Annotated in this window: 17 protein-coding genes and 1 other RNA gene; 13 read left to right on the top strand and 5 right to left on the bottom strand. The window is 46.3% G+C overall.

Annotated elements, in window-relative coordinates; all coding sequences use genetic code 11:
* Window positions 1-103: 103 nt before the first annotated feature.
* Window positions 104-805: a Crp/Fnr family transcriptional regulator gene (locus tag QUA36_RS00090; RefSeq protein ID WP_333454785.1), complete on the bottom strand. Its 702-nt coding sequence runs from the start codon at window positions 803-805 to the stop codon at window positions 104-106.
* Window positions 806-850: 45 nt separating this feature from the next.
* On the opposite strand from QUA36_RS00090, the gene QUA36_RS00085 reads away from it, so the two are divergent.
* The 5 genes from QUA36_RS00085 to QUA36_RS00065 all read left to right on the top strand — a co-directional run bounded on the left by QUA36_RS00085 (window position 851) and on the right by QUA36_RS00065 (window position 6,265).
* Window positions 851-1,360, top strand: a complete 510-nt coding sequence (locus QUA36_RS00085) for a CdiA C-terminal domain-containing protein (protein ID WP_333165124.1) — start codon at window positions 851-853, stop codon at window positions 1,358-1,360.
* Window positions 1,361-1,568: 208 nt separating this feature from the next.
* Window positions 1,569-2,375: a thiazole synthase gene (locus QUA36_RS00080; RefSeq protein WP_333154621.1), complete on the top strand. Its 807-nt coding sequence runs from the start codon at window positions 1,569-1,571 to the stop codon at window positions 2,373-2,375.
* 69 nt (window positions 2,376-2,444) lie between these two features.
* Window positions 2,445-2,612: a photosystem II assembly protein Psb34 gene (gene psb34 / locus QUA36_RS00075; RefSeq protein WP_106333461.1), complete on the top strand. Its 168-nt coding sequence runs from the start codon at window positions 2,445-2,447 to the stop codon at window positions 2,610-2,612.
* Between the two features lie 581 nt (window positions 2,613-3,193).
* Window positions 3,194-5,467 (top strand): hypothetical protein, encoded by a 2,274-nt coding sequence (locus QUA36_RS00070; protein WP_333454783.1) that lies wholly within the window; start codon window positions 3,194-3,196, stop codon window positions 5,465-5,467.
* 105 nt (window positions 5,468-5,572) lie between these two features.
* Window positions 5,573-6,265 carry a response regulator transcription factor gene (locus QUA36_RS00065; RefSeq protein WP_333454781.1) on the top strand — a complete coding sequence of 231 codons (693 nt, stop codon included), beginning with the start codon at window positions 5,573-5,575 and terminating at the stop codon, window positions 6,263-6,265.
* Between the two features lie 112 nt (window positions 6,266-6,377).
* On the opposite strand, the gene hemG is transcribed toward QUA36_RS00065, so the two are convergent.
* Window positions 6,378-7,838, bottom strand: a complete 1,461-nt coding sequence (gene hemG / locus QUA36_RS00060) for a protoporphyrinogen oxidase (protein ID WP_333454779.1) — start codon at window positions 7,836-7,838, stop codon at window positions 6,378-6,380.
* Window positions 7,839-7,872: 34 nt separating this feature from the next.
* Here hemG and QUA36_RS00055 point away from each other — a divergent pair, with 34 nt between their 5' ends.
* The 6 genes from QUA36_RS00055 to QUA36_RS00030 all read left to right on the top strand — a co-directional run bounded on the left by QUA36_RS00055 (window position 7,873) and on the right by QUA36_RS00030 (window position 17,286).
* Window positions 7,873-7,998 carry a hypothetical protein gene (locus tag QUA36_RS00055; RefSeq protein ID WP_333369635.1) on the top strand — a complete coding sequence of 42 codons (126 nt, stop codon included), beginning with the start codon at window positions 7,873-7,875 and terminating at the stop codon, window positions 7,996-7,998.
* Between the two features lie 595 nt (window positions 7,999-8,593).
* Window positions 8,594-12,829, top strand: a complete 4,236-nt coding sequence (locus QUA36_RS00050) for a PAS domain-containing protein (RefSeq protein ID WP_333454777.1) — start codon at window positions 8,594-8,596, stop codon at window positions 12,827-12,829.
* An 83-nt stretch (window positions 12,830-12,912) separates the two neighbouring features.
* Complete coding sequence (gene corA / locus QUA36_RS00045; protein ID WP_333454776.1) at window positions 12,913-14,097, top strand: magnesium/cobalt transporter CorA; 1,185 nt, start codon at window positions 12,913-12,915, stop codon at window positions 14,095-14,097.
* 319 nt (window positions 14,098-14,416) lie between these two features.
* Window positions 14,417-14,850: RNase P RNA component class A (rnpB, locus tag QUA36_RS00040), an RNA gene on the top strand.
* A 280-nt stretch (window positions 14,851-15,130) separates the two neighbouring features.
* The gene (rnc, locus tag QUA36_RS00035; protein ID WP_333454774.1) at window positions 15,131-15,835 is read left to right on the top strand and encodes a ribonuclease III; all 705 of its coding nucleotides are present in this window, start codon (window positions 15,131-15,133) and stop codon (window positions 15,833-15,835) included.
* Between the two features lie 212 nt (window positions 15,836-16,047).
* A complete protein-coding gene (locus QUA36_RS00030) occupies window positions 16,048-17,286 on the top strand; it encodes a Gfo/Idh/MocA family oxidoreductase (RefSeq protein ID WP_333454772.1) in 1,239 nt (412 codons plus the stop codon).
* 31 nt (window positions 17,287-17,317) lie between these two features.
* On the opposite strand, the gene QUA36_RS00025 is transcribed toward QUA36_RS00030, so the two are convergent.
* A complete protein-coding gene (locus QUA36_RS00025; protein WP_333454770.1) occupies window positions 17,318-19,363 on the bottom strand; it encodes a sensor histidine kinase in 2,046 nt (681 codons plus the stop codon).
* 664 nt (window positions 19,364-20,027) lie between these two features.
* Here QUA36_RS00025 and QUA36_RS00020 point away from each other — a divergent pair.
* Window positions 20,028-20,687, top strand: coding sequence for a class I SAM-dependent methyltransferase (locus QUA36_RS00020; protein ID WP_333168467.1), 660 nt, complete (start codon window positions 20,028-20,030; stop codon window positions 20,685-20,687).
* 612 nt (window positions 20,688-21,299) lie between these two features.
* Here the strand turns inward: QUA36_RS00020 and QUA36_RS00015 are convergent.
* Complete coding sequence (locus QUA36_RS00015; RefSeq protein ID WP_333454768.1) at window positions 21,300-21,539, bottom strand: hypothetical protein; 240 nt, start codon at window positions 21,537-21,539, stop codon at window positions 21,300-21,302.
* Between the two features lie 210 nt (window positions 21,540-21,749).
* Between QUA36_RS00015 and QUA36_RS00010 the strand changes: the two genes are divergently transcribed.
* The gene (locus tag QUA36_RS00010) at window positions 21,750-22,007 is read left to right on the top strand and encodes a DUF2811 domain-containing protein (RefSeq protein WP_050813024.1); all 258 of its coding nucleotides are present in this window, start codon (window positions 21,750-21,752) and stop codon (window positions 22,005-22,007) included.
* 587 nt (window positions 22,008-22,594) lie between these two features.
* On the opposite strand, the gene groL is transcribed toward QUA36_RS00010, so the two are convergent.
* Window positions 22,595-24,286: a chaperonin GroEL gene (gene groL / locus QUA36_RS00005; protein WP_333454766.1), complete on the bottom strand. Its 1,692-nt coding sequence runs from the start codon at window positions 24,284-24,286 to the stop codon at window positions 22,595-22,597.
* Between the last annotated feature and the right edge of the window lie 525 nt (window positions 24,287-24,811).

The following is a 24,811-nucleotide window of genomic DNA, read 5'->3' as shown; positions in this document are numbered from 1 at the left end:
CCCGATTCACAGATTGTCGGGGGCGGGTTTATATAGATAGTGAGTCGCAGTCAAATATTGTTTGTGAAACCCGCCCCGACAAAAATTGGGATTTTATTAACATTTAGTCTATTTCTTCTCCCGAGGCGAGAGCCTCTAATTTTTGCCAATCCAATATCATAATTTTACCGCCTCTACTGTAGGAGACAAACGGCTTGAGTTTCTTAAATAACCGCACGCATTCTTCGTAGGTAATCCCAATGCTGCGAGCAATTTGATAGTAGGGAAAACGTTTTTCTAAACATACACTATTATCCGCAAGCTTCGTACCTTGCTCGACGGCAAAGTAATGAATAAATCGGGCCAGCCGCACGATCGCCCTTTCCGACACCAAACCGTGCACGGTATCGTGCAGTTGCTGCAACCGCTGGTTGAAAACCGCCAATATTCGCAAAGCAATCTCAGGATTTTCCCGAATTGCTGCTAGCAAAAATTCCCGTTCTGTGGTAAGAACTTGGACATCAGTTTCTGCAGTCACCGTTGCGGGGGCAATGCCGTTGCCTAGCAAAGCAGGTGCGGCAAAAATATCTCCCTGAAATAAAGTGCGGAGAATTGTTTCTTTGCCCGCCGTCGCTGTTTTTGCAACCCGCAGAGAACCGCTCAAAAGAGTGTATAATTTTTCGGGGATGCGATCGCCCTCATACATCACAACTTCTCCCTGTCGGTAACTCCGAATTGCTGTATGTTCTTGCAATCGCTCTAATTCAGTTTGGTTTAAGCTGGCAAATATCCCAATTTCTGCCAGTTGCTCAACAGTTGCTTTCATACATTTAAGTCTACCAGATCGGAGTCTATTGAGAGTATAATAAAGGTGAATTCAGAATATATCGAGACAAGCAGAGCCATCTACGAAAATGCCCAGCCAGAATATCGGCGATATTATTTTGATGAGATAGCTGGCGGATTTGTACTCGTCCACCAAGACCATAATCTTAATAATTCCGAAAGTTTTGTCGCTGAAGTTTTGGCTAAAATGGGAAAGAGAGTTAGACTTTTGAGCGAGCAAGCAGCAGAGGGTGTGAGAACGCCAGATGCTGAGATTGACGGTGAGATTTGCGAATTTAAGGAGTTGACAGAACAAACTCAAAACATCAGAGACCGAGTGCAAGAAGGCATCAGTAGAGCAAAAAAACAAGGTGCAGTAACGGTTATTTTTCACGTAAACCGAAAGAGTTACGAGTTTTGGAAGGTAAACGACGGCATCAGAAAAGCTTTTTATTGGGACGACACACAACGGATTCAGAGCATTATATTAGTATTCAATAGCGAAGAATCTCAAGAAATTACTAGGGAGGAATGGGAAAATGGAAGACGTTTTTAATGAGTTTGAAGAAATTATACAAAGAGGATTAAAAAATAATATGCCGCGAGATGCCAAATTGATAACTGTTGGGCAAATTCTTTATGCAGTTACCCGCGATGAGCTGACAAATAAAGAAGGTTGGCAGCTTGAAGCAATGCTGGGAGGCAGAAAAAACTGGGAAGAGGCACTTGAGTACAGCATTTTTGGCTATCCAGTAGATACAGAAATGCCATCTTTAGACAAACCTCTGGTTATTGCCGGTAAAACTTTTCATTCTCGCTTGATGACGGGGACGGGAAAATATCGCAGCATTGCAGAAATGCAGCAAAGTGTCAACGCTAGCAGGTGCGAAATTGTTACCGTAGCTGTGCGGCGAGTGCAAACAAATGCTCCCGGCCATGAAGGATTGGCAGAGGCTCTCGATTGGACTAAAATTTGGATGCTGCCAAATACTGCCGGTTGTCAAACTGCGGATGAGGCAATTAGAGTAGCTCGTTTAGGTCGGGAAATGGCGAAACTTTTAGGGCAAGAAGACAATAATTTTGTCAAATTAGAAGTGATTCCTGATGCTAAATATTTGCTGCCAGATCCGATCGGCACTTTGGAAGCTGCAGAACAATTAGTTAAAGAAGGTTTTGCCGTTTTGCCCTACATCAACGCCGATCCCCTGCTGGCAAAACGCCTCGAAGAAGTCGGTTGTGCGACAGTCATGCCTTTAGGTTCCCCCATCGGTTCAGGGCAAGGGATCAACAATGCGGCCAACATTCAAATAATTATTGACACGGTGAAGGTTCCTGTGGTTGTCGATGCGGGGATCGGAACGCCCAGCGAAGCAGCCCGAGCAATGGAAATGGGAGCCGATGCACTGTTGATTAATTCCGCGATCGCCAATGCCCAAAATTCCCCGGCAATGGCAAAAGCAATGGGAATGGCGGCAGAAGCGGGGCGGATGGCGTACTTAGCAGGCAGAATGCCGATCAAAGATTACGCGATCGCCTCTTCTCCCCAAACAGGCACTGTCACATCCAAATAAATTCCTGAATTTTCCTGGGCGCTTTTTTGGTAGAGTTGTAAGCATCAAAAATATTAAGGATTGTGACTGATGCCTTACATCAAAGATGACGATGGACGCCTGAACAACTTTGCTAAAGAGCCGAAGGTGTATGAAGCCGTACCTCCCAACAAAAATCAGCAACGCAACTACATCATCATGGGTATTGCAGCAGCCATGTTAGTCGCCGGTTTGGTGTACGTGGCTGCCTCCGTCTGAAAACTGGCCTGAGACTCAAAGCTGCTTCAAATCGCAATTTTAAATAATCCTTCGAGAAACCATGTTTTCCTTTCCCAAGGAAACATGGTTTTTGTGTTTCAATAAAAGCAGGTAGTTGCGACAATCCTGAAGCGTGCCGAGCGAGCTGGAAAGCTAAATAAGACAAGCATAAATTTGGTGTTTTCCTCTTGGCTGTCGGGATCAGGGACTTGGGTTGCACTTAATCACACTGGTTCGCCACCCACATAAAATTGCCAATTGAAAATCTACAATCCTTTAGTCATCATCGGTGCGATTGACAATCAAGCATCCAGGATACAAGCCCCCGGATTCATTCCAACGCACAAACTCAGGACCCAGAAATAAAAAACCTGTATCCGATAAAAAAGTCGCCGAATTTATCCGTGGGGTCAAGGCTTCAATCTAAAATCTAAAATCTAAAATCTAAAATCGATTGACTGCCTTCGGGGCTTAGTTGTGAGGTATGAGCGATCGAGATTTCAACTCTCAACTCTACAATCTACAATCCAAAATCTAAAACCTAAAACCTAAAATCTAAAATCTAAAATCGGCTGATCCTGATGTCTATTCCTTCCCAAAAAGTTTCTAGCTCGAACAAGCTGATCTACCAACGCTTGAAACAGGCGATCGACCTCAATTTACGCCGTCAAATTTTTATTGCCGCCTGCGACGACTTGTGCTTGCGGGACTGTCTGGCAGCCCGCTTGCAGACAGAATTAGCCGCAGAGAGCGCAGGCTCAGATCCTCGCTCCCCGCTCAACTACCCCCGATTTGTCAGTTTGGAACTCGACTTGAGCGATCCAAATCCTTGGGGATCGATCGCCGCGTGGCTGAGCCAACACCCACCGCCGCAAAACAGAGGCAGCTACAGCCGTTTGCCGGGATTTCAAATTCTCGGGGCAGAACACCTGACCAGGCACTCAGCAGCCGTGCAGTGGTCATTCCTGAGCTATTTGAGAGACATCGAAGCAAACCTGCAATTGTGCGAGTCTACTCTGTTGCTGTGGGTGTCGCGCCCCTGGCTAAGTTCGATCGAGCAATCGGCCCCAGAATTTTGGCACTGGCGAACCGGAGTATTTGAGTTTGAAGGCGAACCAACTCCAGCTAAGGAAGACTTCGGGCACTTTGAGGACTTCGGAAACTCAGGAGACTTGCGAAACCTGCGGGACAGCGGAGACTTTGGCAACCAACTTTTAATATCTTCTTTGTCTGGACAATCCCCAATTCCCGATGAACAATTCCCAATTTCCTATCCCCCGTCCCCAGCGCCTGATTCTAAATCCGTCCAACTGGCAGATGACGAACAATCCCCAATTTCCCATTCTCCGTCCCCAGCGCCTGATTCTAAATCTGTCCAACTGGCAGATTTGGTGCTAGCAGCAGCCTCAGAGGATTTGGCAGCCGAAAATAATCCCGCATCAGAGGAGAATTTTCTGCCGCTGCAAACCCTGCAATACATCGAACTGCTGCAAGAACATCAGTGTTGTTCCGAAGCATTGGCTTTGGCTTATCACGGTTTGGGAAATTACTACCGCGATCGCATTCTCGGCGGAGACGTTTCAGAGCAAAACCTCACAATCGCCATTCGTGCGATCGAACAAGTGATTGCATATCTCGACGTTGACACCAACTCGCAGCAAAATCAACCACTAACTGAGGAATGCGCGCGGCTGATTGCCCAATTGACAGAAAATTTAACTCAGTACGCCCAGGAGTCCCACAGCCTACCGCCAATTTCCGATTTGCTCAACGATCTCGGTACTCTCTACTGGATGCTATCGCGCGATCGCACGCAGCATAACGCCTCAGATCCGGTATCCAGCCTTGAACGCAGCATCGCCCTCTACCTTGAAGGTTTGAACCGAACAGATGCTGAAACCGTACCCCAAACCCGCGTTAGATTAAACAAAAATTTGGGAATCGCCTCGGCCGATTTAGCCCGCTATCGAGACAAGACAGAGAACTTGCAACACGCAGTTGCAGCTTACCAACAAGCGCTGCTGGATCTAGACCCCGCCGTGGAGCCTCAGCAGTACGCTGCTGCTCAGAATAATTTGGCGACAGCATACTGGAATTTAGCCCAAGATGGTGAGCCGATCGTATATCTCAAAAGCGCGATCGCAGCTTACACCCAAGCCCTCTCCTGCTACAGTCCCGAACGAGAACCCCTCAACTATGCCGGAGTGCAAAACAACCTCGGTACCGCCTGCTGGAACCTCGCTCAGCACGAACCCTCAGAACCCCTGCTAGTCAGGGCGATTTCCGCCTACCGCGAAGCATTGAAATACCGCACCCGCGAATTAGTACCCGCAGCAGCAGCCGCCACCTACAATAATCTCGGTACCGCTTATTGGCATTTGGCGAACCAGTTTCAGCAGCAGAAACAGGGGCGGACGGAATCATTGCAGCAGGCGATTACCGCCTACGAAGCCGCCCTGGATATCGCCGGAGAGCTCGATCGAACCCAACTCACCTTTGACGCCTTGGCCGCCCGCAACAATCTCGGACTAGCCCACTATCAACTAGCCACCGACCCAAATTTCGCCGCTAACAAAGTCGCACAGACAAGCCATCTAGAAGCTGCACTGCACCACCAGTTGCAAGTGTGTGCCGAATGGGGACAACATCTCAATGACAAAGGGTTAACATATGGGGATAAACTCAACTTGCAAGCCGCGGCAAACTCCCAAGCTGCTGATTCTCGGCAAACAGCATTGAGCTATATTGTCAAAACGATTAGAGCTTTCTATAGTGAATGTGGGCTGCCAGGCCAAAATTTAGCCTTATCCAAAGTTCCTGGAGATTTATTGCCTGAAATTTTGCGTAGGTTATAAATAGAGCTATAACTATTAAAAGCTCAATGTTTTCGAGATTTGTATCCAGTTTTCTATTATTATGGCTGAATATTCTTGCCTAATTCTTCAAGCAAACTTGTGGTCATGGCCCCTGTAAAAATCCTTGTGGTTGATGACGACCCGGCAATCCGAAATTTAATTCACCGTTTTTTGAGCCAGCAAGGTTATCAAGTTGAGTCTGGCCAGGACGGTCAGACTGGTCTGGAATTATTTGAGCAACTCAATCCTGACTTAGTAGTTCTAGATGTAAATTTACCTGATACAACTGGCTACAAACTGTGTCAAGAAATGCAAAGACGCACGGGCGTGTTTGTGTTGATGCTGACTGCCCGAACCGATGAAGCTGACAAAATGAAAGGGTTTGCCGAAGGTGCTGACGACTACATTACTAAACCTTTTAGTCTTGTAGAGATTGGAGCTCGCGTTGCAGCAATTTTGAAGCGCAAACGCATTGTTACTCCCGCCGAACAACAAAGTCTTACTTTTGGAGAGCTACTAATAGATCCGGTTCGCCGCGAAGTAATTCTCGGCCGTCAGATAGTTGCTTTGACTGCTTTAGAATTTGATCTGCTGTACTGTTTGGCCAGCAAACCAGGTCGCGTGTGGAGGCGATCGGAATTGCTGCATGAAGTGTGGGACTACGAGTATGTAGGAGCCGATCGCGTGGTGGATGTCCATATAGGTCAAATTCGCCGCAAAATTGAACCAGATGCCACTCAAATTTCGATGATTCAAACCGTCAGGGGGGTGGGTTACAAGTTTGAACCCACAACCTAGTAACATTCGGCATTGGGCAGCGGATATGAAGGCAGAAGGCTGTAGGTGCGGGTTCACCAATATCTCGGATTAACACTCGATATTTGTAAACCCGCCCTCCCCACAGAATAATTCAGATCGATCGAGCATCTGATTGTTTGTTCTGCAAATACTTGCCCACTTCTCGTGCACTATCAAAACCCCTTCGCACGCAATCTCCCAAAGCCACTCCGCCAACGTAGTTGCTGCACAAATACAGCCCAGGCAAAGATTTTAAGCCCTCATCGATTTGTTGTAGGCGATCGAAATGCCCCAAATTGTACTGAGGAATCGCCCGCTTCCACACATTCACTGCTAAAACTTTTGGCTGTGGCACATCTGGTTTCAGCAAAATCCGAGACAAATCTCGGTGCACCTCCCGAACGATTTCTTCTGAGTCGAGATTGCCAATTTCCGAATCAGTAGCCCCGCCGATGTAACTGCTGAGAGTTTGCCACCCTGCAGGCGCGCGATCGGCAAATAAACTTGATGTCCAAATCGTCCCCAGAGTGCGAATTCCCTGCCCCCTCGGAATTAAATTTCCAAAACCCACTAATTTACCCTTGACATCAGACTGCGGATATGCTAAGACAACGCAGGCAACTGTAGGATAAGTAAAAGCTTGTAAAGCGCTGCTAACTTCCGGTTGCAGAGGCTGCAACAAATCGGCTGTAACATAAGCCGGCGTTGTCAAAACCACGGTGCGCGCCTCAACTTCCTGTTGTCCGTCGGGCGTCGAGAATACAGCAATGTAAGTTTCGCGTTCTGTACGATCGAGGCGAGTCAGATGCCAGTTGAGTTTCACTCGATCGCCCAATTTAGCAGCGATCGCCTCTGGCAAAGCCTTCAACCCCTGTTTGAACGAACCCAACTCCCCCGGCCTAGTCTTAGGAACATTCGGGTCTGCAGGGATTTTCTTCGGTCTGTTTTTAGCAGAAAGCAGCACCCCCGCCACCAGCCCGCCACCCACATCAGCCATCTTTGTTACCCGCCCAAAAGCCGCCGCCGCGCTAAGTTGTTGCGGATCGCCGGCATAAACCCCAGAAACAAAAGGTTCCACCAACCGCTGCATCACTTCCGTCCCCAGATGACGGCGGAAAAATTGAGAAACAGTTTCCTCGTCACGCTGCTGCGAAAGTCCAGCGCCCATTGCCGGCCCGACAAACCCCAAAGCCCCGAACAACGCCCGCAGTTTCCCCGGAAAACTCAGCAACTGAGACTGAATCATCGCCGGTGGAGTCATCGGCACCGGTTGCAGCTTTTTTTGCCAATAAACATAACGAGGCAATTTGCGATCGGCAAAAATCAACTCTTGCTTCAATCCCACATCCACAGCCAACTTCATCAATTCTGGCGTCGGCGAAAAACTGTTCGGGCCCTCCTCCCAGAGAAACCCTTCGGCTGTCACAGTGGTGATGTTCCCGCCCACACGTCCCTGACTCTCAGTGACTAAAATCTTCAGCGAGGATGCACTCGTTGCTTCCTTTTGAAGTGCGTGCGCCAAACTCAAACCGCTAATACCCGCACCCACAATCAAGGTATCTAATAGTTCCATATTACATAGAAAAATATCGCAATCTTTATGTTACATGGCTTTGCACGGCTTGCGTTCTTTGCTTCGCGTACTGCCAAACCGCTTTCAGATTACCGAATTGGGAATTGCGAATCGGGAATTGGGAATTGGGAATTGGGAATTGGGAATTGGAAATCGGTAAGCTGTCGGGCATTTCTTAAGCATTTTTCTCGAAGGTTGTGGATTAACCTCTGCCCACCTCCCCGTGTCCCCCTCTCTCGATCTCGCTTTTGTATCCGCTGGGTCTGGTTTAAAAAAAGACCATCTGCTGTTATTAAGCTATCTTCCCAAAAATACTATTTCTTTAAAATTTTTGTATTATAGGGAACAGCGCCGAAAATTGCACCGGGAAACGCAGCAGTAAAGTGCCCAAAAAGATTTGAGTGGGTTAAACTAATTTTAGGAAAATTTTAGAGCTTAAGCAAGTCAGCACCCCGCTCGGAAGAGATGGGGCTTTATGCCCTAATCAAAAGACATAGTTGACTAGCTATCGTCTTAACTGATTAGGTTATCAAAAATATGGGTGTAGCTCAAGCTGCTATGAGATCGCGGGTGAAATATTTGAAACGGTAATTGTTCCGTGGAAAGTAGATCATAAAAGTACCAAGTGACCAAGTAGCGCTGTGTAGCAATAATCAATATTCAAGGCGGTGAAAACTGCCTAATGAGTGTTTCCTCGATCAATCTTTAGACACGAGGTTTCCACAATACTAAGCTTTTCTCATGAAAAAATACCCATGCAGGAAGTTATCAACTCGTTTCAGTCTTTTTTCTCTAACTCGGTTGATGCTTTCCTAGAGTGCGATCGACAGCAAAAGTACCTATCGATAAATCCTGTCGCTGCTGCTTGGATGGGATTGGAGCCGGCTGAAATAGTCAACAAAACTAATCAGGAATTATTGAGATTATACCCCAATAATTTGGCGGTGAAAAATATAATCTCGCAGATTGATTCTTGTCTGCAACAAGTATTTATAACCGGGGAAAAAAAGCTGGCAATTCATGAGGTGACGGCGGCAGACGGCGGAATTAAAATTTACGAAACTGCTTACACGCCAGCGGTGGATGCCTCTAGCAAACAGATGCGGGTTTTGGGTGTCGGTAGAGATATCACCAGGCATTACCGCTGGCAGCAGCAGAAAACTCAACAGTTGCGCCGATCGAACCATTTATTGTGGTTGAATGCAGCTAACAGTCCCTTGGCAATGGTGGGCTGGGATGAAGATTTTCGGATCGTTCAGTGGTCGAAACGTGCCGAGGAAATCTTTGGCTGGACAGCCGATGATATGATGGGCAAGCAGTTTGGCGATTTAGATTTGGTTTGCGAAGAAGATAGAGAAACTGTAAGCGCGATCGAGCTTGAACTTGCCACCGGCAACGGCAATACTTCAATTAACCGCAACTATACTAAAAGCGGACAGGTAATTTGGTGTCGCTGGTTCAATTCAATTATTCGCAGTGGCGATACTTTTACCGTGCTTTCTTTGGTGGAAGATATCACCGATCGCAAACGGTTGGAAGCAGAAAAAGCCCAAGCTTCTCGCCTCACAGCAATGGTAGCCGATGTGGGTATTGCCCTCACCCGACATCCTGAAGATATCCTGCTTCCCTGCTGCGAGGCAATGGTGCGAAATCTCGATGTCGCTTCGGCTGAAATTTGGACTTTCAACTCTCAACATAATCTTTGGGAATTGCAAGCAGCCTCGGGAATATCCAATCGCACAGACGATCGGGCTAGCTTTATTGAAAGTAAGGTTAACTCGATCGCCAAACAGCAAAAACCGGAATTTGACTGCGGATTTGAACTGAACAATTTTGGACTCCCAGAGGAAGAATTTGCGAAAGGAAAAGAGGCGCCAAGTTCCGAAGTAGCAATTATCAACACCAGTCAAAAGCCGACAAATTGCCCAATCCCCAAGGAAATTCTCACCTTCGCCGGCTACCCTTTGATAGTCGAAGAACGGCTGGCGGGAGTAATGGTAATTATCAGCAGCCAGCCACTGACAGCACCCTTTCAGGAAACTTTAGCATCGGTTGCGGATGTCATTGCTTTAGGCATCGAACGCAAGCGTGCAGAAGCTGAATTAAAATCAGCTAGAGGGTTTCTAAATTCCGTAGTAGAAAACCTGCCGGTGGGAGTTTTTGCTAAAGATGCTTCTTCGCTGAAATTTGTGCTGTGGAATAAAGCGGGAGAAACGATCGCAGGTGTTACCTCTCAAGAGGCGATCGGCAAAAATGACTACGATATTTACCCCAAAGAACAAGCTGATGTTTTTACTGCTCAAGACAGGGAAATATTGACCGGTGATCATAACCAATCTACTGTTAAAGACATAGCCGAAGAGCCGATCCAAACTCGCCACAAAGGTATGAGAATACTGCACACCCGCAAAGTGCCAATTCTCGACGCTGCAGGCCGTCCTCAGTACGTTTTGGGGATTACTGAAGATATTACTGAACGCAGGCAGGTAGACGAAAGCGTGCGCCTCTACGACCAAATTGTCGAGAATATGCAAATTGGTTTATACGTCTACCATTTAGAAAATATAGACGATGACAGCACTCTCAGGGCGATCGCCTCAAATCCTGCAGCTACCCTATTTACCGGATTAGAAATGGCGGATGTTTTGGGAATGACAATCGACGAGATTTTTCCCCACCTGCGATCGAAAAACATTCCCCAAGCATTTGCTGCGGTAATTCGCAGCCAGAAAGCGGTAGAACTTGAAGATATTGACTGCGATGAAGGCGGCAGAATAACTCGCGCTTTTTCTATTAAAGCTTTTCCATTACCCAACAACTGCATCGGTGTTGCTTTTGAAAACATTACTGCTCGCAAGTGCCTAGAACTTGAACTGCAGGCCTCTTTGGAAAAAACCGAACGTTCCGAACAACTCCTGCGTACAGTAATAGACAAAACTAGCGACTGGATTTTTGCCAAGGACAAAAATTTTAGCTGTATTTTGGCCAACAGGAGTTTCGCTCAAGCGATCGGCAAAACAGTCGAAGAAATAATTGGCAAATCCGATTTAGAATTAGGATTTTCCGAAGATCTAGTGTTTGGGAATTCCGCCAAAAATATCCGAGGCTTCCGCACAGACGACTCTGCTGTACTAGCCGGCGACATCATCCACAATCCCTGCGATCCGGCAACTCTTGCTGACGGTTCAGTACATATTTTTGATACCCAAAAACTTCCGCTGCGCGACGCTGAAAATAATGTATTTGCAGTGCTAGCTTTCGCTCACGATATTACCGAACGACATGAATCGGAAGCAGCTTTGCGTAGAAGTGAATCAAGATTTAGGTCTTTGGTAGCTAATATTCCCGGAGTGGTTTATCGCTGGAAGTGCGATTTTTCGACTAATTTTATTAGCGAAGCCGTTTACTTATTAACAGGCTACCCTGCGGCAGATTTTATTTGGTTTTTGGACAGGAGGTGCCGGACTTTTGCCAGCATTATTTACCCGGAAGATTTGGCAAAAGTAGAAGCAACTATTCGGCAAGGTATAGAAAAGAAAGAGTCTTATAACTTAGAATATCGCTTGCTAGCAGCAGACGGTACGGTTAAATGGGTGTGGGATAAAGGTTCTCCTGTGTTCGACGCAGATGGAAACGTTTGCTATTTGGACGGGGTGATTTTTGATATTAGCGATCGGTACTACGCTGAGGAAGCATTGCGCCAAAAAACTTTAGAGTTAGAAGCAGTTTTTCGTGCTTTGCCTGATTTGTATTTTCGACTAGATGCTGACGGTATAATTGTGGATTATTTGTCAGGAACTTCCTCAAGCTTATACGTGCCTCCCGAACATTCTATCGGTCAACGAATGACAGACATATTGCCACCCAATGTCGCCTGTCAATTTGCCCAAGCAATCTTTGAAATTTCCGAAACAAGAAATTCAATCGATATAGAATATTCGCTTTCCATGTCGGAAGAAGAAAAAACTTATGAAGCCCGACTGTTGCCGTTTAATTCAGATCAGATTATTATTCTAGCCCGCAATATTACCAAGCGCAAACAAGCCGAATCTCAATTAAAATATAAAAATCGCCAGCTAGAGCAAACATTGAAACAATTAGGCAGGACTCAAGCTCAACTAATTCAAGCGGAAAAAATGTCGGGTTTGGGACAGTTAGTGGCGGGAATTTCTCACGAAATCAATAATCCTGTCAGTTTTATTTATGGTAATATCACTTACGCTAGTGAGTATGCAAAAAACTTGCTGGAACTGTGCAGTTTGTATCACGCACACTACCCGGAACCTGTTGCTGTTATCCAAAATTTGGCAGAAGAAATAGAACTGGAATTCATGAAAGAGGATTTCCCGCATCTGCTGACTTCAATTCAAACCGGAGCCGAACGCATTCGCCAAATTGTTCTGTCTTTACGCAACTTTTCCCGGCTGGAAGAATCAGATATCAAGCGTGTTGATATCCACGAAGGCATAGACAGTGCTCTGTTGATTTTGCAACACAAAATTAAAGAAAATGGCAGAAATCGCCAGATTGAAATAGTTAAAGAATATGGAATATTGCCGCCGATACAGTGCTACGTTGGACAGTTGAATCAAGTGTTTATGAATATTTTAAATAATGCTATTGATGCTTTAGCGAATGTCAGGAATAGGAAGTTGGAATTAGCGAGTTATTCGGAAGAGGAAGGGCAAGATTTTGCTAGTTTACCTTTAAGTTGCGACACATTGCCGTGGATTCGGATTCGCACGGAGTTGCTGGAAAATAATCGGGTTGCGATCGTAATTTCTGATAACGGGTATGGCATGGCAGAGTCTGTTAAAGGTCGGGTATTTGACCCGTTTTTTACTACTAAACCCGTAGGCAAAGGTACAGGTTTAGGACTGTCTATCTCCTATCAGATTGTAGTGGAAAGACACGGCGGGACGCTGCAGTGCATTTCCGCGCCGGGAGAGGGAACTGAATTTGCGATCGAGATTCCAATTCGGCAGAGGTAATTGGTAGTTAGTCATTGGTAATTCGTAGCTGTACGAGAAAAATGATAATCTAATTAAATGTTCTACAAGTCAGGAATATTAGCATGGTATACAAAAGCATACATACTTCTAGTGCCGTTGCAAAACAAATTAAAGAAGAAGAAGAAGATGATGATGATTCCTACGTTGACTATTTTTATGACGATCCGGGTGCTCCGCCGGGAACTCTCGACTTAGAACCGGATGCGCCGCCTCCAGAGATTGTATTAATTGACTATTGCGAAACAGCCGCTACTCGCGCCAACTTGGCAAATCCTCAAGACGCTTCGGCTTATTTAGATACAGCATCTGTTTCTTGGGTTGATATGTTGGGATTAGGAAACAAAGAAACTTGGCGCCAAATGGGTAAAGTGTTTAATTTGCACCTAATGGCTCAAGAAGATGTGGTTAATGTACCACAGCGCCCAAAAGTTGTAGATTACGAAAATCACATTTTAATCATTGCCTGGATGGTGATACTTAAGCCGAATTCAGATACTTTTCATAAAGAACAAGTAAGTTTGATTTTGGGCCAGCATTACCTGTTAACTGTTCAGGAAGAACCCGACTATGATTGTTTTGGTCCCGTGCGCGATCGCATTCGTAAAGGACAAGGAACTATTCGCAAACACGGAGCCGATTATCTGGCTTATACTCTGTTAGATTCGATTATAGATGGCTTCTTCCCTGTCTTAGAAGTTTACGGAGAGCGCATTGAAGAATTAGAGGATGAAGTGGTGGTGAATCCCACCCGCAAAACCCTGGAAAAAATCTATAAAATCCGGCGAGAATTACTGACTCTGCGGCGCGCCATTTGGCCGCAGCGGGATGCAATTAATGTTTTGATTCGAGATAGCAGTGATTTAATTAGTCCAGAGGTGCGAATTTACTTGCGCGACTGTTACGATCACACGGTGCAGGTGATGGATATGGTGGAAACCTATCGAGAGTTGTCTTCGGGTTTGATGGATGTTTACTTGTCTTCGGTTGGTAATAAAATGAATGAAATCATGAAGTTGCTGACGGTGATTTCGAGTATATTTATTCCTCTAACTTTTGTGGCGGGAGTATACGGGATGAATTTCAATACAGAGAAATCGCCCTGGAATATGCCGGAACTAAATTGGTATTTTGGCTATCCGCTTTGTTGGGCGGTAATGGTAGGAATCGCCTCGGCTTTAGTTTACTTTTTCTGGCGGCGCGGGTGGTTTGAAAACTTTTCTACTGTGAAAGATGACTCATTAAAGTAACCGAATTCAAGATTTGAGATTGGGGATTAAAGATTGAATAATTTAAAATTATGTTAAGTGAAAAGGTTTCCTGCCCCTAGTAGAATCCGTGCCATAAATCCTTAGCATGATAATTCCCAACTTTTGTGCCCCCTGATTCATCCGTGAGTGAATTTAAGGGGATTTGCAGGGAAATTTAATTGTTGGGCGGGCTTTAGTGCCCACAGTACAAGAGTTTGAATAAACACAAATGTCCAAATTAAGTGGGCGACAGGTTAAAATATTCAATCTCAAATCCCAAATTGATTGACGAACGATCGCGTACAATAAATCTGGGGAAAAAGTAGGCGCAGGCGGTTGCGGATTAGCGAAAGCTTGTCTGAGGAAAGTCCGGGCTCCCGAAAAACCAAACTTGCTGGGTAACGCCCAGTGCGAGCGATCGTGAGGATAGTGCCACAGAAAGATACCGCCAATTAGTCATTAGTCAGCAGTCATTGGTCATTAGTAAGTAACTGAGGATTTTTGACTGGGAAGCAACCACTAATTTGGTAAGGGTGCAAAGGTGCGGTAAGAGCGCACCAGCAGCATCGAGAGGTGCTGGCTCGGTAAACCCCAGTTGGGAGCAAGGTCGGAGGAACTATGGTTGGTTTTTTACCAGTTCCGTTTTTTGGTACCGCTTGAGGCGTCTGGTAACAGGTGTCCCAGATAGATAACTGCCCTCGAAAACTGCTTGCAGTTGAGAGAACAGAACCCGGCTTATGTCCGACTTTTTCCCCCCCCAAATTTAATTAAAATTACCGCTTGGAAATTAGGTCAACCAATCCTTTCGACCTGTTTTATGTTGGGAAAGGTGTCTACTGCACACCCGGAGGAAGATTTTGGGTAAGGTTCACCATAAGCACCAACAGAACTATTTAGTTTTTCAAGTATTTTTTTTATTAATATGAATCTGATCCCAGTTAAAAAGAATAATGCCACTTTTGAAAACATCCCAACCCGGATAGTAATCCGTGATTCCCACTTCTAAAAGCTAAAATCTAAAATCTAAAATGGTATGATTTATCCGGGTCGCCAAAAGCAACTTGAAACATTAATTCAAAAATTGGGACTGACGAAGAATGCTTCGATAAAATGGCATCTCCTCGATTTAGCTTTGACTCATGCGAGCGCGTCAGCTAAGGCCAATTACGAGCAACTAGAGTTTGTCGGGGATGCAGTTGTGCGGCTGGCTGCGTCGGAATTGTTGTTTGAGGTTTATCCTGACTGTACAGTGGGGGAATTTGCTGCTATTCGATCGATCTTGGTGAGCGATCGTATTCTTGCTAAAATCGCTGAAAGTTACGGCTTCGATCGCTATTTAATTGTTTCCAGCAGCGCCGCCTCGGACAAAACAGGCGCTGAACCCCGGCTAGCCGATGCTTTGGAAGCGGTACTGGCTGCGCTTTATTTGAGTACCCAGACGTTAGAATTAATTCGCCCTTGGCTAGATTCTCACTTTCAACGACTAGCGGCGGAAATCCGCAGCGATCCGGCCCGCCAAAACTACAAAGCTGCTCTCCAAGAGTTGACTCAAGGCAAATACAAAACTTTGCCCAAATATAGCGTGCAAGAAACTGGGACAGTGCAGGGCGGGGAGGATCGTTTTACCGCAGAAGTTCTCATTCAGGGAAAGTTGGTAGCAGAGGGAAAAGGTCGATCGATCAAAGCGGCCGAACAAGCAGCGGCTCAGGTAGCTTTTAATAAATTAGTTGACAGTTGACTGTTGACTGTTGACTGTTGGCTGTTGACTGTTGAATGTTGACTGGTGTTATCAGTTATTGGTTATTTGTTAGCTGCTACCAATAACCAATAAGCAATAACCAATAACTACTGCCAACATTCAACAGTCAACAGTGATTTTTCTGATTTAAAACATAGATAATAATAACAAAATATGCTATAATTACTGTGCGATTTTTTAAATTATAATTAATGAAAATCGGAATAGCTGTATTGGGTGCGGGCCGCTGGGGAGTTAACCTAATTCGTAACTTTCTCGAACATCCCAACAGCCAAGTTTTAGCGGTGGTAGACCCGAATCGAGATTCATTGGCGGCCGTTCAAAAACAGTTTAATCTTGATGCCTCGGTAATTCTAGCTACCGATTGGTCTCAAGTGCAAGCCTTGGCGGGACTGCAAGCTGTGGCGATCGCCACTCCAGCTTCCACACACTACACCCTCGCAGCAGCAGCGCTGAAACAAGGCTACCACGTCTTAGCAGAAAAACCCCTCGCCCTCAACCTCACTGAAGCCATAGAACTTTGCCAATTAGCCGAAAAACAGCAGCGGCAACTCTTCGTTGACCACACTTATCTGTTTCATCCAGCAGTCGATCGAGGCCAAAGAATTATTCAACAGCATCAACTCGGAAAATTGCGCTACGGTTACGCCCAGCGTACCCATTTTGAACCAGTTCGCCATGACGTTGATGCCCTTTGGGACTTGGCAATTCACGATATCGCTATTTTCAATACTTGGCTGCAACAAACGCCAATTGAAGTAAGGGCGATCGGCACTGTTTTTCCGAAGGAAGAAGGAAGTTCGGCAACGAGCACTGTACGGGATGTAACGGATGTAACGGATGTCAGGAAGAAGGAAGAAGGAAGAAGAAATAGGGAAGAAGGAATAAATCAAGACGCAGCAGAAATTGAAAATCAATTTGCTCCTTCACTGTTGACTAATAATCCTGCAGAAAAACTAGCAGATTTAGTTTGGGTAACGCTCACCTATCCCGACGGATTTCAAGCATTTATTCACCTGTGCTGGCTCAATCCCGACAAACAACGGCGCTTAACAGTTGTTGGCAGTTTGGGAACCTTGATTTTTGATGAAATGTCGCCAAAAACTCCCCTGATTTTGCAGCGCGGGAATCCAGATTACGGGGACGAAGAGAATAACTCTTTTGAAAGTGCGTTAGCGAAGCCCGCCCCTACGGGGGCTACGCCAACGAAGAGGATCGCGCCGCAGCGAACAAGCCTCAGCCATCGCGAAGTGTTGAGTTTAGAACAAGTAGAACCGCTGCGGAGAGTGTGCGATCGCTTCCTCAATTGCGTGCAAACAAATACCCCCTGTCTTACCTCTTCGGGCGCCGCCTCCGTCGAATTAATCCGCATTCTCAGCACTTTGAGCAAATCCCTCGAACTCGGCGGACAGCCCCTAATACCCTTTTAGATTTTAGATTTTAGATTGGGAACATCACTCCTCAACTTTTGAAATTTCCCTTTTCCGTTACTAAGTCAGGGCTGTGAAAATAAAAACTTGACTGCTGGTTTACCGGCAAAGAAATCATCACCGTAGTACCTTGATTCACGCCCGCGCTGTGCAGGGTAATGCTTCCGATCATAGATTCCATTATCCTTCGCGAGATAGCCAAGCCCAAACCGTTACCGCCAAACTTGCGAGTTGTAGAACCATCAGCCATCACAAAAGGTTGAAACAATTTCTGCTGATGTTCGGGATCGATACCAATTCCCGTATCTTTAATTGTCACCACCACCCAATCGCTTTGACCGCTGGGGCCCGTCGCATTTTCAGCACTGCCGTTAAAACTACCAGAATTAGTCCTCGATTCTAGCCGCACAGATATATTAATGCTGCCCGACTCTGTAAACTTAACGGCATTGCTCAAAACATTTAAAAACACCTGTTTTAGCTTCTCTGGATCGGCATGAACAATAATCGGATCATGATGAGCTGGCAAAGTTAACTTCAAGCCTTTTTCCTCAATTTGAGCCGCTTGCAAATCAATCGCGTCTTCAAGTACCTGGGTAATGTCCACTACTTCTAACATCATGGAGAAGGTACCGGATTCTATTTTAGCAATGTCCAAAATATCATTAATAATATTGAGCAATTGCATTGACGAGTCGTGGGCCCGCTGTAAAAATTCCATTTCTTCATCTCGGTCATCGCAGTAGCCGTCCCGCACAATTTGAATAAAACCAATAATCCCGTTGAGCGGCGTTCTCAATTCGTGAGAAATATTCCCCAAAAATTCATTTTTTAATTGATTCGCAACTTGCGCTTCTTTGGTTGCGACTTCCAATTCTCTGGCCCAGGATCTAAGGCGCTGCACCATGCTGTTAAGTGCTTCTGATAGTTGATTAAATTCCCTAATTTGGAAATCTTGGGGCACTGTCTGCGACGCTTCCGTATCTACTTTCATCGCGTAGTCTCTCAGTTTTTCCACAGGACGCGCCAAGTCGCGAGACAGATATAAAGTCGCGATGATACTAGCAGCAACCAAACCTACAATTAAATTAAATAAAACTTGCTGAATTTCTTCCAAACCTGACAGAGCGTAATCTAAACGAGAGACAGCTAAAATAATCCACTTGCTGTTCTCCTGTGTAGTTGAAGGACTCGGGATAGCGGCGTATCCTGCTAGCAACTCTACACCATTTCTTTCAAAGGAAAATAGGTGGAGAAAAGCTGTTCCCCCGGCGATCGCCCTTTTGACAATACTTTTTAGTCGAGCGGCATCTGCCTCTTGGTCAATATTGCGGCCCACGCGGTTGACATTAGGGTGCGCCAAAATTGTCCCATCTTGGTCGATCGCCACCGTATAGCCGGCTAAAGAACCCTTGGGAGCGCTGGTTTGCACAGGCAAGGCCGACTGCAAACTCAAAGCATAACTCAACTGCAGGGTATTGCCCCGACGAATGTAAACAGGAGCGCTCAACACCAAACTCGCTTGGCTATCGGAGCCTTCTTTACCCGCATCGGGAAAATCTTCAGCCCCCAAAGCCACCTTCTGATCGTTTGCTGTCCCCTGTCGCTGCGGAGGTAAGGACAGACTGATGTAAACGCTCTTGTCGTCCAGCAGCGTTTGCTGCTGCTGTACGGGAGGCCAAAATTTTGCGGGCAAGGACTGAATCGGCTGTTGCCCGCAAGTGCTTGCTATCACTTGATTTGTCTTTAAATTAGTCAATTGCAAGCAATCAACTTGCGCTGGCAAGCGCTGCCCTAATTGGGCGATAAACTTTTGATAATCCTTCGGATCTACCGACTGCAACATCGAGCTTTCCGAAGCGCCGATCAGATTCGACTTCAGCGATTTCGCCCACTGTTCAATAGTGTCTGCTTTTCTGACTGCACTTTCTGTCAAGTTTTGACGAGCAGTTTCCAGAAGCGTCGAGCGTGCCTTGCGATAGGTAACATACTCCCCCACCAGTAGAACAGGTACGCTGAGCAACAAAATCCGCGACAGTAAAATACGGCGAAAGGAGGATTGACCTAACTTAACCATAGGAAATATCTAAATTAAGGTGCAACACCCAACAGCGACCATTAAAGTGAAATAAACCAGACCGAAAGCATGAATCTGTCTAGGGGGCTCTGCTGACTGGACAACACAGCTTCAGAACAACATTTAAACACAATTATAGAAGCCACTGTAGTAATCTCGATTCTAAGTGTGTGGACCCAAAGATGCTCAGCAATTGGTTTCGCCAATGCTTGTGATTTCGGTCACACTTCCCTTATCAATTCTCGGAGCGACTGGCACCCGATCGCCCAGGGGCCCATTTTTCTGGCTGCAAAAAGCGTCGGGTGGACATACCGCAGTTGCTTGAAGCTAGAATCGCATGGATGCACTCGCCCCCAATTAACAGGCAAAAAGTTCGGTTTCCGGCTAGTGCACAGAGAGAATTCTGCTCGATCGGACTTTTTCTTTCCCAATGCCTTCGAGAGATGGGCCAGAGAGGAGCGATGCGAGATTTGGCACCCTGTCAAAGATTTCTTTTGCCATCCGATTGATTCAGTGACAATAATTCACCTGTCAAACAAAAAGAATGAGACGATCGAGCTGCCGATCGACTCTGAACAACCGTAATGTGGGGAACCTGGGCCCAAACAGTACACCCACGCGCCGTAAATTTGCGGTCTCGGCAATAATCTCCATAGCTTAATCGATGAAAAAAAACTTTAGCAATTATACGTATTATTACACAAACAACCATCCGAGATATCATCACGCTTATTTGATATCTCCCCTTTTAGAAATGCTGGCGACACTTCAGCAGACCAGCGAGACAAAACTCCGAGTTTTGGATCTCGGCTGCGGCAATGGCAGCCTCAGTCACGTTATCGCAGAGCACGGCTGCGAAGTTGTCGGCGTTGACACTTCTGCGCCCGGAATTGCCATCTCCCGTCAAAGTTTCCCCGATTGTCAGTTTATCCAAGCAGATATTTACGACCTTCCAGATATCGATATTCTGAACTCATTTGATGTTGTCTTAGCTATTGAAGTAATCGAACACTTGCTTTATCCTAAAGAACTAGCAAGAACTGCAAAAAGATGCCTCAAGCCGGGAGGAAGACTAATTATTTCCACACCCTATCACGGCTATTTTAAAAATCTTGCTTTAGCGATTTCTGGCAAACTAGATAAACATTTTACCGTTCTTTGGGATAACGGTCACATTAAATTTTTTTCAGTAGAGACGCTGACCAAGTTATTAACATCTGAAGGATACACAGACATAAAATTTAAATTTGCTGGTCGGTGTCCTTATCTTTGGAAATCAATGTTATGCTCTAGTACGTTCTCACCACAAGCGGAGAAATCATGAGTTTTGAGTTGTGATTTTTCAGCCCATTAATTTTTATGAATAAACAACCCGCCCTCATGAAAAGTAAAAGATAACTTTTATGGTGAAATGGTGAAATGGTGAAACAAATAAAATGACTGTTGGCGTTTGGATATTAGGCGATCAACTTTGCCAGAACCAAGCTGCTATCAACCGCACAGATGATAAATCTTTCCTACTGGGATTTCCTAGCGCGCCACAGGGACAAACTTTAGTCGATCGGTCGCATGAGCTTTATTTTAGCCAATCTCGACAAAATGCCGCCGACAGAATTGGCAACCATCCGCCAAAAAGCTGCAGATTGGCACTTAGGAAGTCAGTAGTCAGTAGTCATTAGTCATTTGTTAATCCTTTGCAGTGACTAATAACAAATAACATTAATCAACAGTCAACAGTCAACAGTCAACAATGCCCCATGCCCCATGCCCCATGCCCTTAACATTAATCAACAGTCAACAGTCAACAGTCAACAGTCAACAATGCCCCATGCCCCATGCCCTTAACATTAATCAACAGTCAACAGTCAACCGTCAACAGTCAACAATGCCCCATGCCCCATGCCCCATGCCCTTAACCTTAATCAACAGTCAACAGTCAACAATGCCCCATGCCCCATGCCCATGCCCCATGCCCTTTGCAATTCTTATTTTTTCCCTGACTTTTCCCTAAACATTCCACAGCGTTTCCACAGGCAAGTCTGAGGTTTTCCACAGATGCGACAAAGTTTTCCACAGAAATTAACGGCACGGTAGCATCTTGCTGCGGAATTGGGGATTTCCTTAACTTGCTGCCTAATTCCTCATAAACCCCCCAACACATAAAGATATGTAACAAAAAATTCCCTGAAAAGCTGATTATTTGGTAAACCTTTTTTTTATCTAAAGGACTTTGTAATATTTCGCAACATTGACAAACCCACCCCCTCATAGCGCACAATGATGCGACCGACCTAAAAAAAAGAGCTCTGATTTCGGCTGTGCCTGCACCTGTATCCGGCCGAAGGGGGGTTCTGTTTTCAATTTATTAGCGAGACTAAAAAAAATGATGAACCCAACAGTCAGTATTTTTGCTGAAATTCCCGAAACGCTGCACGATTCTCTCAAAACTTACCTGGAAACCCATCCCGAATGGGATCTAGACCGAGTATTTTGCGCGGCCCTGTCGCTGTTTTTGTTGCAGAATGCCGATAGCGGTACGCCTGAAGCTTCGCGCAGTTATCGCCAAGCTGCGAGAGTTTATCTCGAAACTCTGTTTCAATCTCCTCAAGACTTGCACAGCAACAATGTAACTCCGTCGTCTTAAAGGAGAAAGGGAGAGGGGGAGACGCGGTTTCTGGGAAGGATTTTAGTTGACCGAGAGGGCGCGCACTGCATAGGTGGCAACTTCAGCTTAAAATCCCTGAGAACTATCGCTTATAGCTTAATGCCGATCCCCATTGCATCTCCCTTAAGAAGCAGGGCGGTTTCATTCTCACGAAAACCAGCCTTTTGACTCTTGTCGTGCCAAGAAGGCAGACCCGACCCATCTACGATTTGTTAGGCATTGGCTGGGATTGGGGCAGCCACGGGGGGCCGCCCCTACAAGAGAATGAAACAGCCCTGCGGACTATCAGCAGGGCGGTTTCATTCTCACGAAAATCAGGCTTTTGTAGGGTCGTGCCCCGTGCCTACCCCCTCCACGGACAAGGGAATCGGTGTTTCCAATATCGGGGCAACCACGGGGGGATTGCCCCTACAAGAGAATGAAAAATCCCCCCGGACTATCAGGGGATGCCGGGGGGATAAGCTGCCTTAATCGTCAAACAGTAGACGGGTAGTACATAAGACGCGCTTGTTTACACGCATGGTGCTTATGGCGCACTCTACAGGCTACAAACTAATGGCTGAAGACTACATCATGCCCATGCCGCCCATGCCGCCCATGCCGCCCATGCCGCCCATGCCGCCCATGCCGCCCATGCCGCCCATGCCGCCCATGTCGCCCATGTCGCCGCCGGCTTTTTTCTTCTCGGGTTTTTCGACAATCACAGCTTCAGTGGTCAGCACCATACCAGCGATGGAACCGGCATTTTGCAAAGCCGATCGCACCACCTTAGCCGGGTCAATAATCCCGGCGGCAATCATATCTTCGTACACGTCGGTGAGAGCGTTGTAGCCAACGTTGAACTCGCTCGCCCGCACTCGTTCGATGACGATCGAACCTTCAACGCCGGCATTATCAGCGATTTGACGCAAAGGTGCTTCCAAAGCTTTCTTCACTAAGTCAGCGCCTACTTGTTCTTCGGCGTCTAAAGTATGTGCGATCGCATCTATTTTTGTAATCAGGTGAATTAGCGTCGTGCCACCTCCGGCAACGATACCTTCTTCCACAGCAGCTTTTGTAGCGTTCAGAGCGTCTTCAATACGCAGTTTACGGTCTTTGAGCTCAGTTTCGGTAGCTGCGCCGACTTTAATTACAGCGATGCCGCCGGCGAGTTTGGCGATGCGTTCGGTTAGCTTTTCCTGGTCGTAGTCGGAATCCGTCGCTTCTAGCTGCTTGCGGATTTGCTCGATCCGTTTTAGCACGTCAGCTTTATGTTCATCGCCAGCAACAATGATCGTGTTTTCTTTGTCGATCGTAATTTTGCGGGCGGTACCGAGCATTTCTAGGGTTGCGGTATCGATGCTGAGTCCGACTTCTTCAGAAATCAGTTGACCGCCGGTGAGCACGGCGATATCTTGAAGCATAGCTTTGCGTCGATCGCCAAAACCAGGAGATTTGGTTGCTGCGATGTTCAATACGCCGCGGGCTTTGTTGACTACCAGAGTTGCCAAAGCTTCGCCTTCAATATCTTCGGCGATAATTAGCAGCGGTTGACCTGTGCGGGCGATTTTTTCGAGAACTGGAATTAGTTCTTGAATCGAGCTAATTTTTTTGTCGGTAATCAGGATGCGAGCGTTTTCGTACTCAACTTCCATCCGATCGGTGTTGGTGACGAAATACGGAGAAAGATATCCGCGATCGTACTGCATCCCTTCGACAACTTCCAATTCCGTTGTCAGAGATTTCGACTCTTCAACAGTAATTACGCCGTCTTTGGTGACTTTTTCCATTGCTTGGGCAATCATACTGCCGACTTCTTCGTCGTTACCGGCGGAGACTGTGGCGACCTGAGCAATGGCGCTTCCTTCGACGGGTTTGGCCAATTTCTCGATTTCCAGCACCAAGTGGGCGATCGTTTTTTCAATACCCCGGCGCAGCGCGACTGGGTTTGCGCCTGCTGCGACATTCTTCAAACCTTCGCGAATGAGGGATTGAGCTAGAACCGTTGCGGTTGTTGTGCCGTCGCCTGCGATATCTTTAGTTTTGGAGGCGACTTCTTGAATTAAGCGAGCGCCGGCATTTTCCAGGGGGTCTTCGAGTTCGATCTCCCTAGCAACGGTGATACCGTCGTTAACGATTTGGGGAGCGCCGTATTTCTTTTCCAATAGGACGTTCCGGCCTTTCGGGCCCAAGGTGATGCGGACAGCATCGGCGAGTTGATTGACGCCGCGTTCTAGTGCCCGCCGAGATTTGTCGCTAAATGCAACTATTTTGGTCATGTTTGTCTCCAATCGCTTACATTAGCAAATTTAGCACTCTCTGAGTCTGAGTGCTAAGTCGATCAACTTTTGATTGTAGCGCGCCCCGACGGTGTGGGGGATTGGGGGGACGGATTGGGATTTGGGCGATCGTTCCGGGTGGCTAAGGACAGGGCATTGCCGTGTCCCCACATATCTCGTGTCGCCACAGATATAATGTGGTTTGTTACATATCGATATACTCAGGTTTTGGTTCAGGTCCAAACCCAATTTTGATGGCGCGTCATCCAAAAGCAGAATTTTTAATAAAAATTTCTTAACTTGTGTTTTCGGTCATCTACCTTTCGATAGAGCTTCTATTCTTTTTTTTCAAACTTCTACCTTCTATAGCAACCACGCCCGACGATGATGACGTTCTTAATTGCTGAAACATGAGCTGAAGATTGCGCCTTCCTTCTTCCTCTTCTTCCTTCTTCCTTCTTCCTTCTTCCTTCTTCCTTCTTCCTTCTTCCTTCTTCCTTCTTCCTTCTTCCTTCTTCCTTCTTC

The organism is Microcoleus sp. Pol10D4 (assembly GCF_036701555.1).
Classification (GTDB): domain Bacteria; phylum Cyanobacteriota; class Cyanobacteriia; order Cyanobacteriales; family Microcoleaceae; genus Microcoleus.
Note: the sequence above shows the minus strand (reverse complement) of the source record. Positions and strands in the feature narration are given on the sequence as shown.

Excerpts from the sequence above, each read along its gene's own strand:
- hemG (WP_333454779.1), bottom strand. The coding sequence starts at position 7,838 with ATGGAACTATTAGATACCTTGATTGTGGGTGCGGGTATTAGCGGTTTG.
- psb34 (WP_106333461.1), top strand. The coding sequence starts at position 2,445 with ATGCCTTACATCAAAGATGACGATGGACGCCTGAACAACTTTGCTAAA.
- QUA36_RS00080 (WP_333154621.1), top strand. The coding sequence starts at position 1,569 with ATGCCATCTTTAGACAAACCTCTGGTTATTGCCGGTAAAACTTTTCAT.
- QUA36_RS00070 (WP_333454783.1), top strand. The coding sequence starts at position 3,194 with ATGTCTATTCCTTCCCAAAAAGTTTCTAGCTCGAACAAGCTGATCTAC.
- QUA36_RS00065 (WP_333454781.1), top strand. The coding sequence starts at position 5,573 with ATGGCCCCTGTAAAAATCCTTGTGGTTGATGACGACCCGGCAATCCGA.
- QUA36_RS00020 (WP_333168467.1), top strand. The coding sequence starts at position 20,028 with ATGAAAAAAAACTTTAGCAATTATACGTATTATTACACAAACAACCAT.
- QUA36_RS00030 (WP_333454772.1), top strand. The coding sequence starts at position 16,048 with ATGAAAATCGGAATAGCTGTATTGGGTGCGGGCCGCTGGGGAGTTAAC.
- QUA36_RS00010 (WP_050813024.1), top strand. The coding sequence starts at position 21,750 with ATGAACCCAACAGTCAGTATTTTTGCTGAAATTCCCGAAACGCTGCAC.
- QUA36_RS00025 (WP_333454770.1), bottom strand. The coding sequence starts at position 19,363 with ATGGTTAAGTTAGGTCAATCCTCCTTTCGCCGTATTTTACTGTCGCGG.
- QUA36_RS00055 (WP_333369635.1), top strand. The coding sequence starts at position 7,873 with ATGGCTTTGCACGGCTTGCGTTCTTTGCTTCGCGTACTGCCAAACCGC.
- QUA36_RS00050 (WP_333454777.1), top strand. The coding sequence starts at position 8,594 with ATGCAGGAAGTTATCAACTCGTTTCAGTCTTTTTTCTCTAACTCGGTT.
- QUA36_RS00090 (WP_333454785.1), bottom strand. The coding sequence starts at position 805 with ATGAAAGCAACTGTTGAGCAACTGGCAGAAATTGGGATATTTGCCAGC.
- groL (WP_333454766.1), bottom strand. The coding sequence starts at position 24,286 with ATGACCAAAATAGTTGCATTTAGCGACAAATCTCGGCGGGCACTAGAA.
- rnc (WP_333454774.1), top strand. The coding sequence starts at position 15,131 with ATGATTTATCCGGGTCGCCAAAAGCAACTTGAAACATTAATTCAAAAA.
- corA (WP_333454776.1), top strand. The coding sequence starts at position 12,913 with ATGGTATACAAAAGCATACATACTTCTAGTGCCGTTGCAAAACAAATT.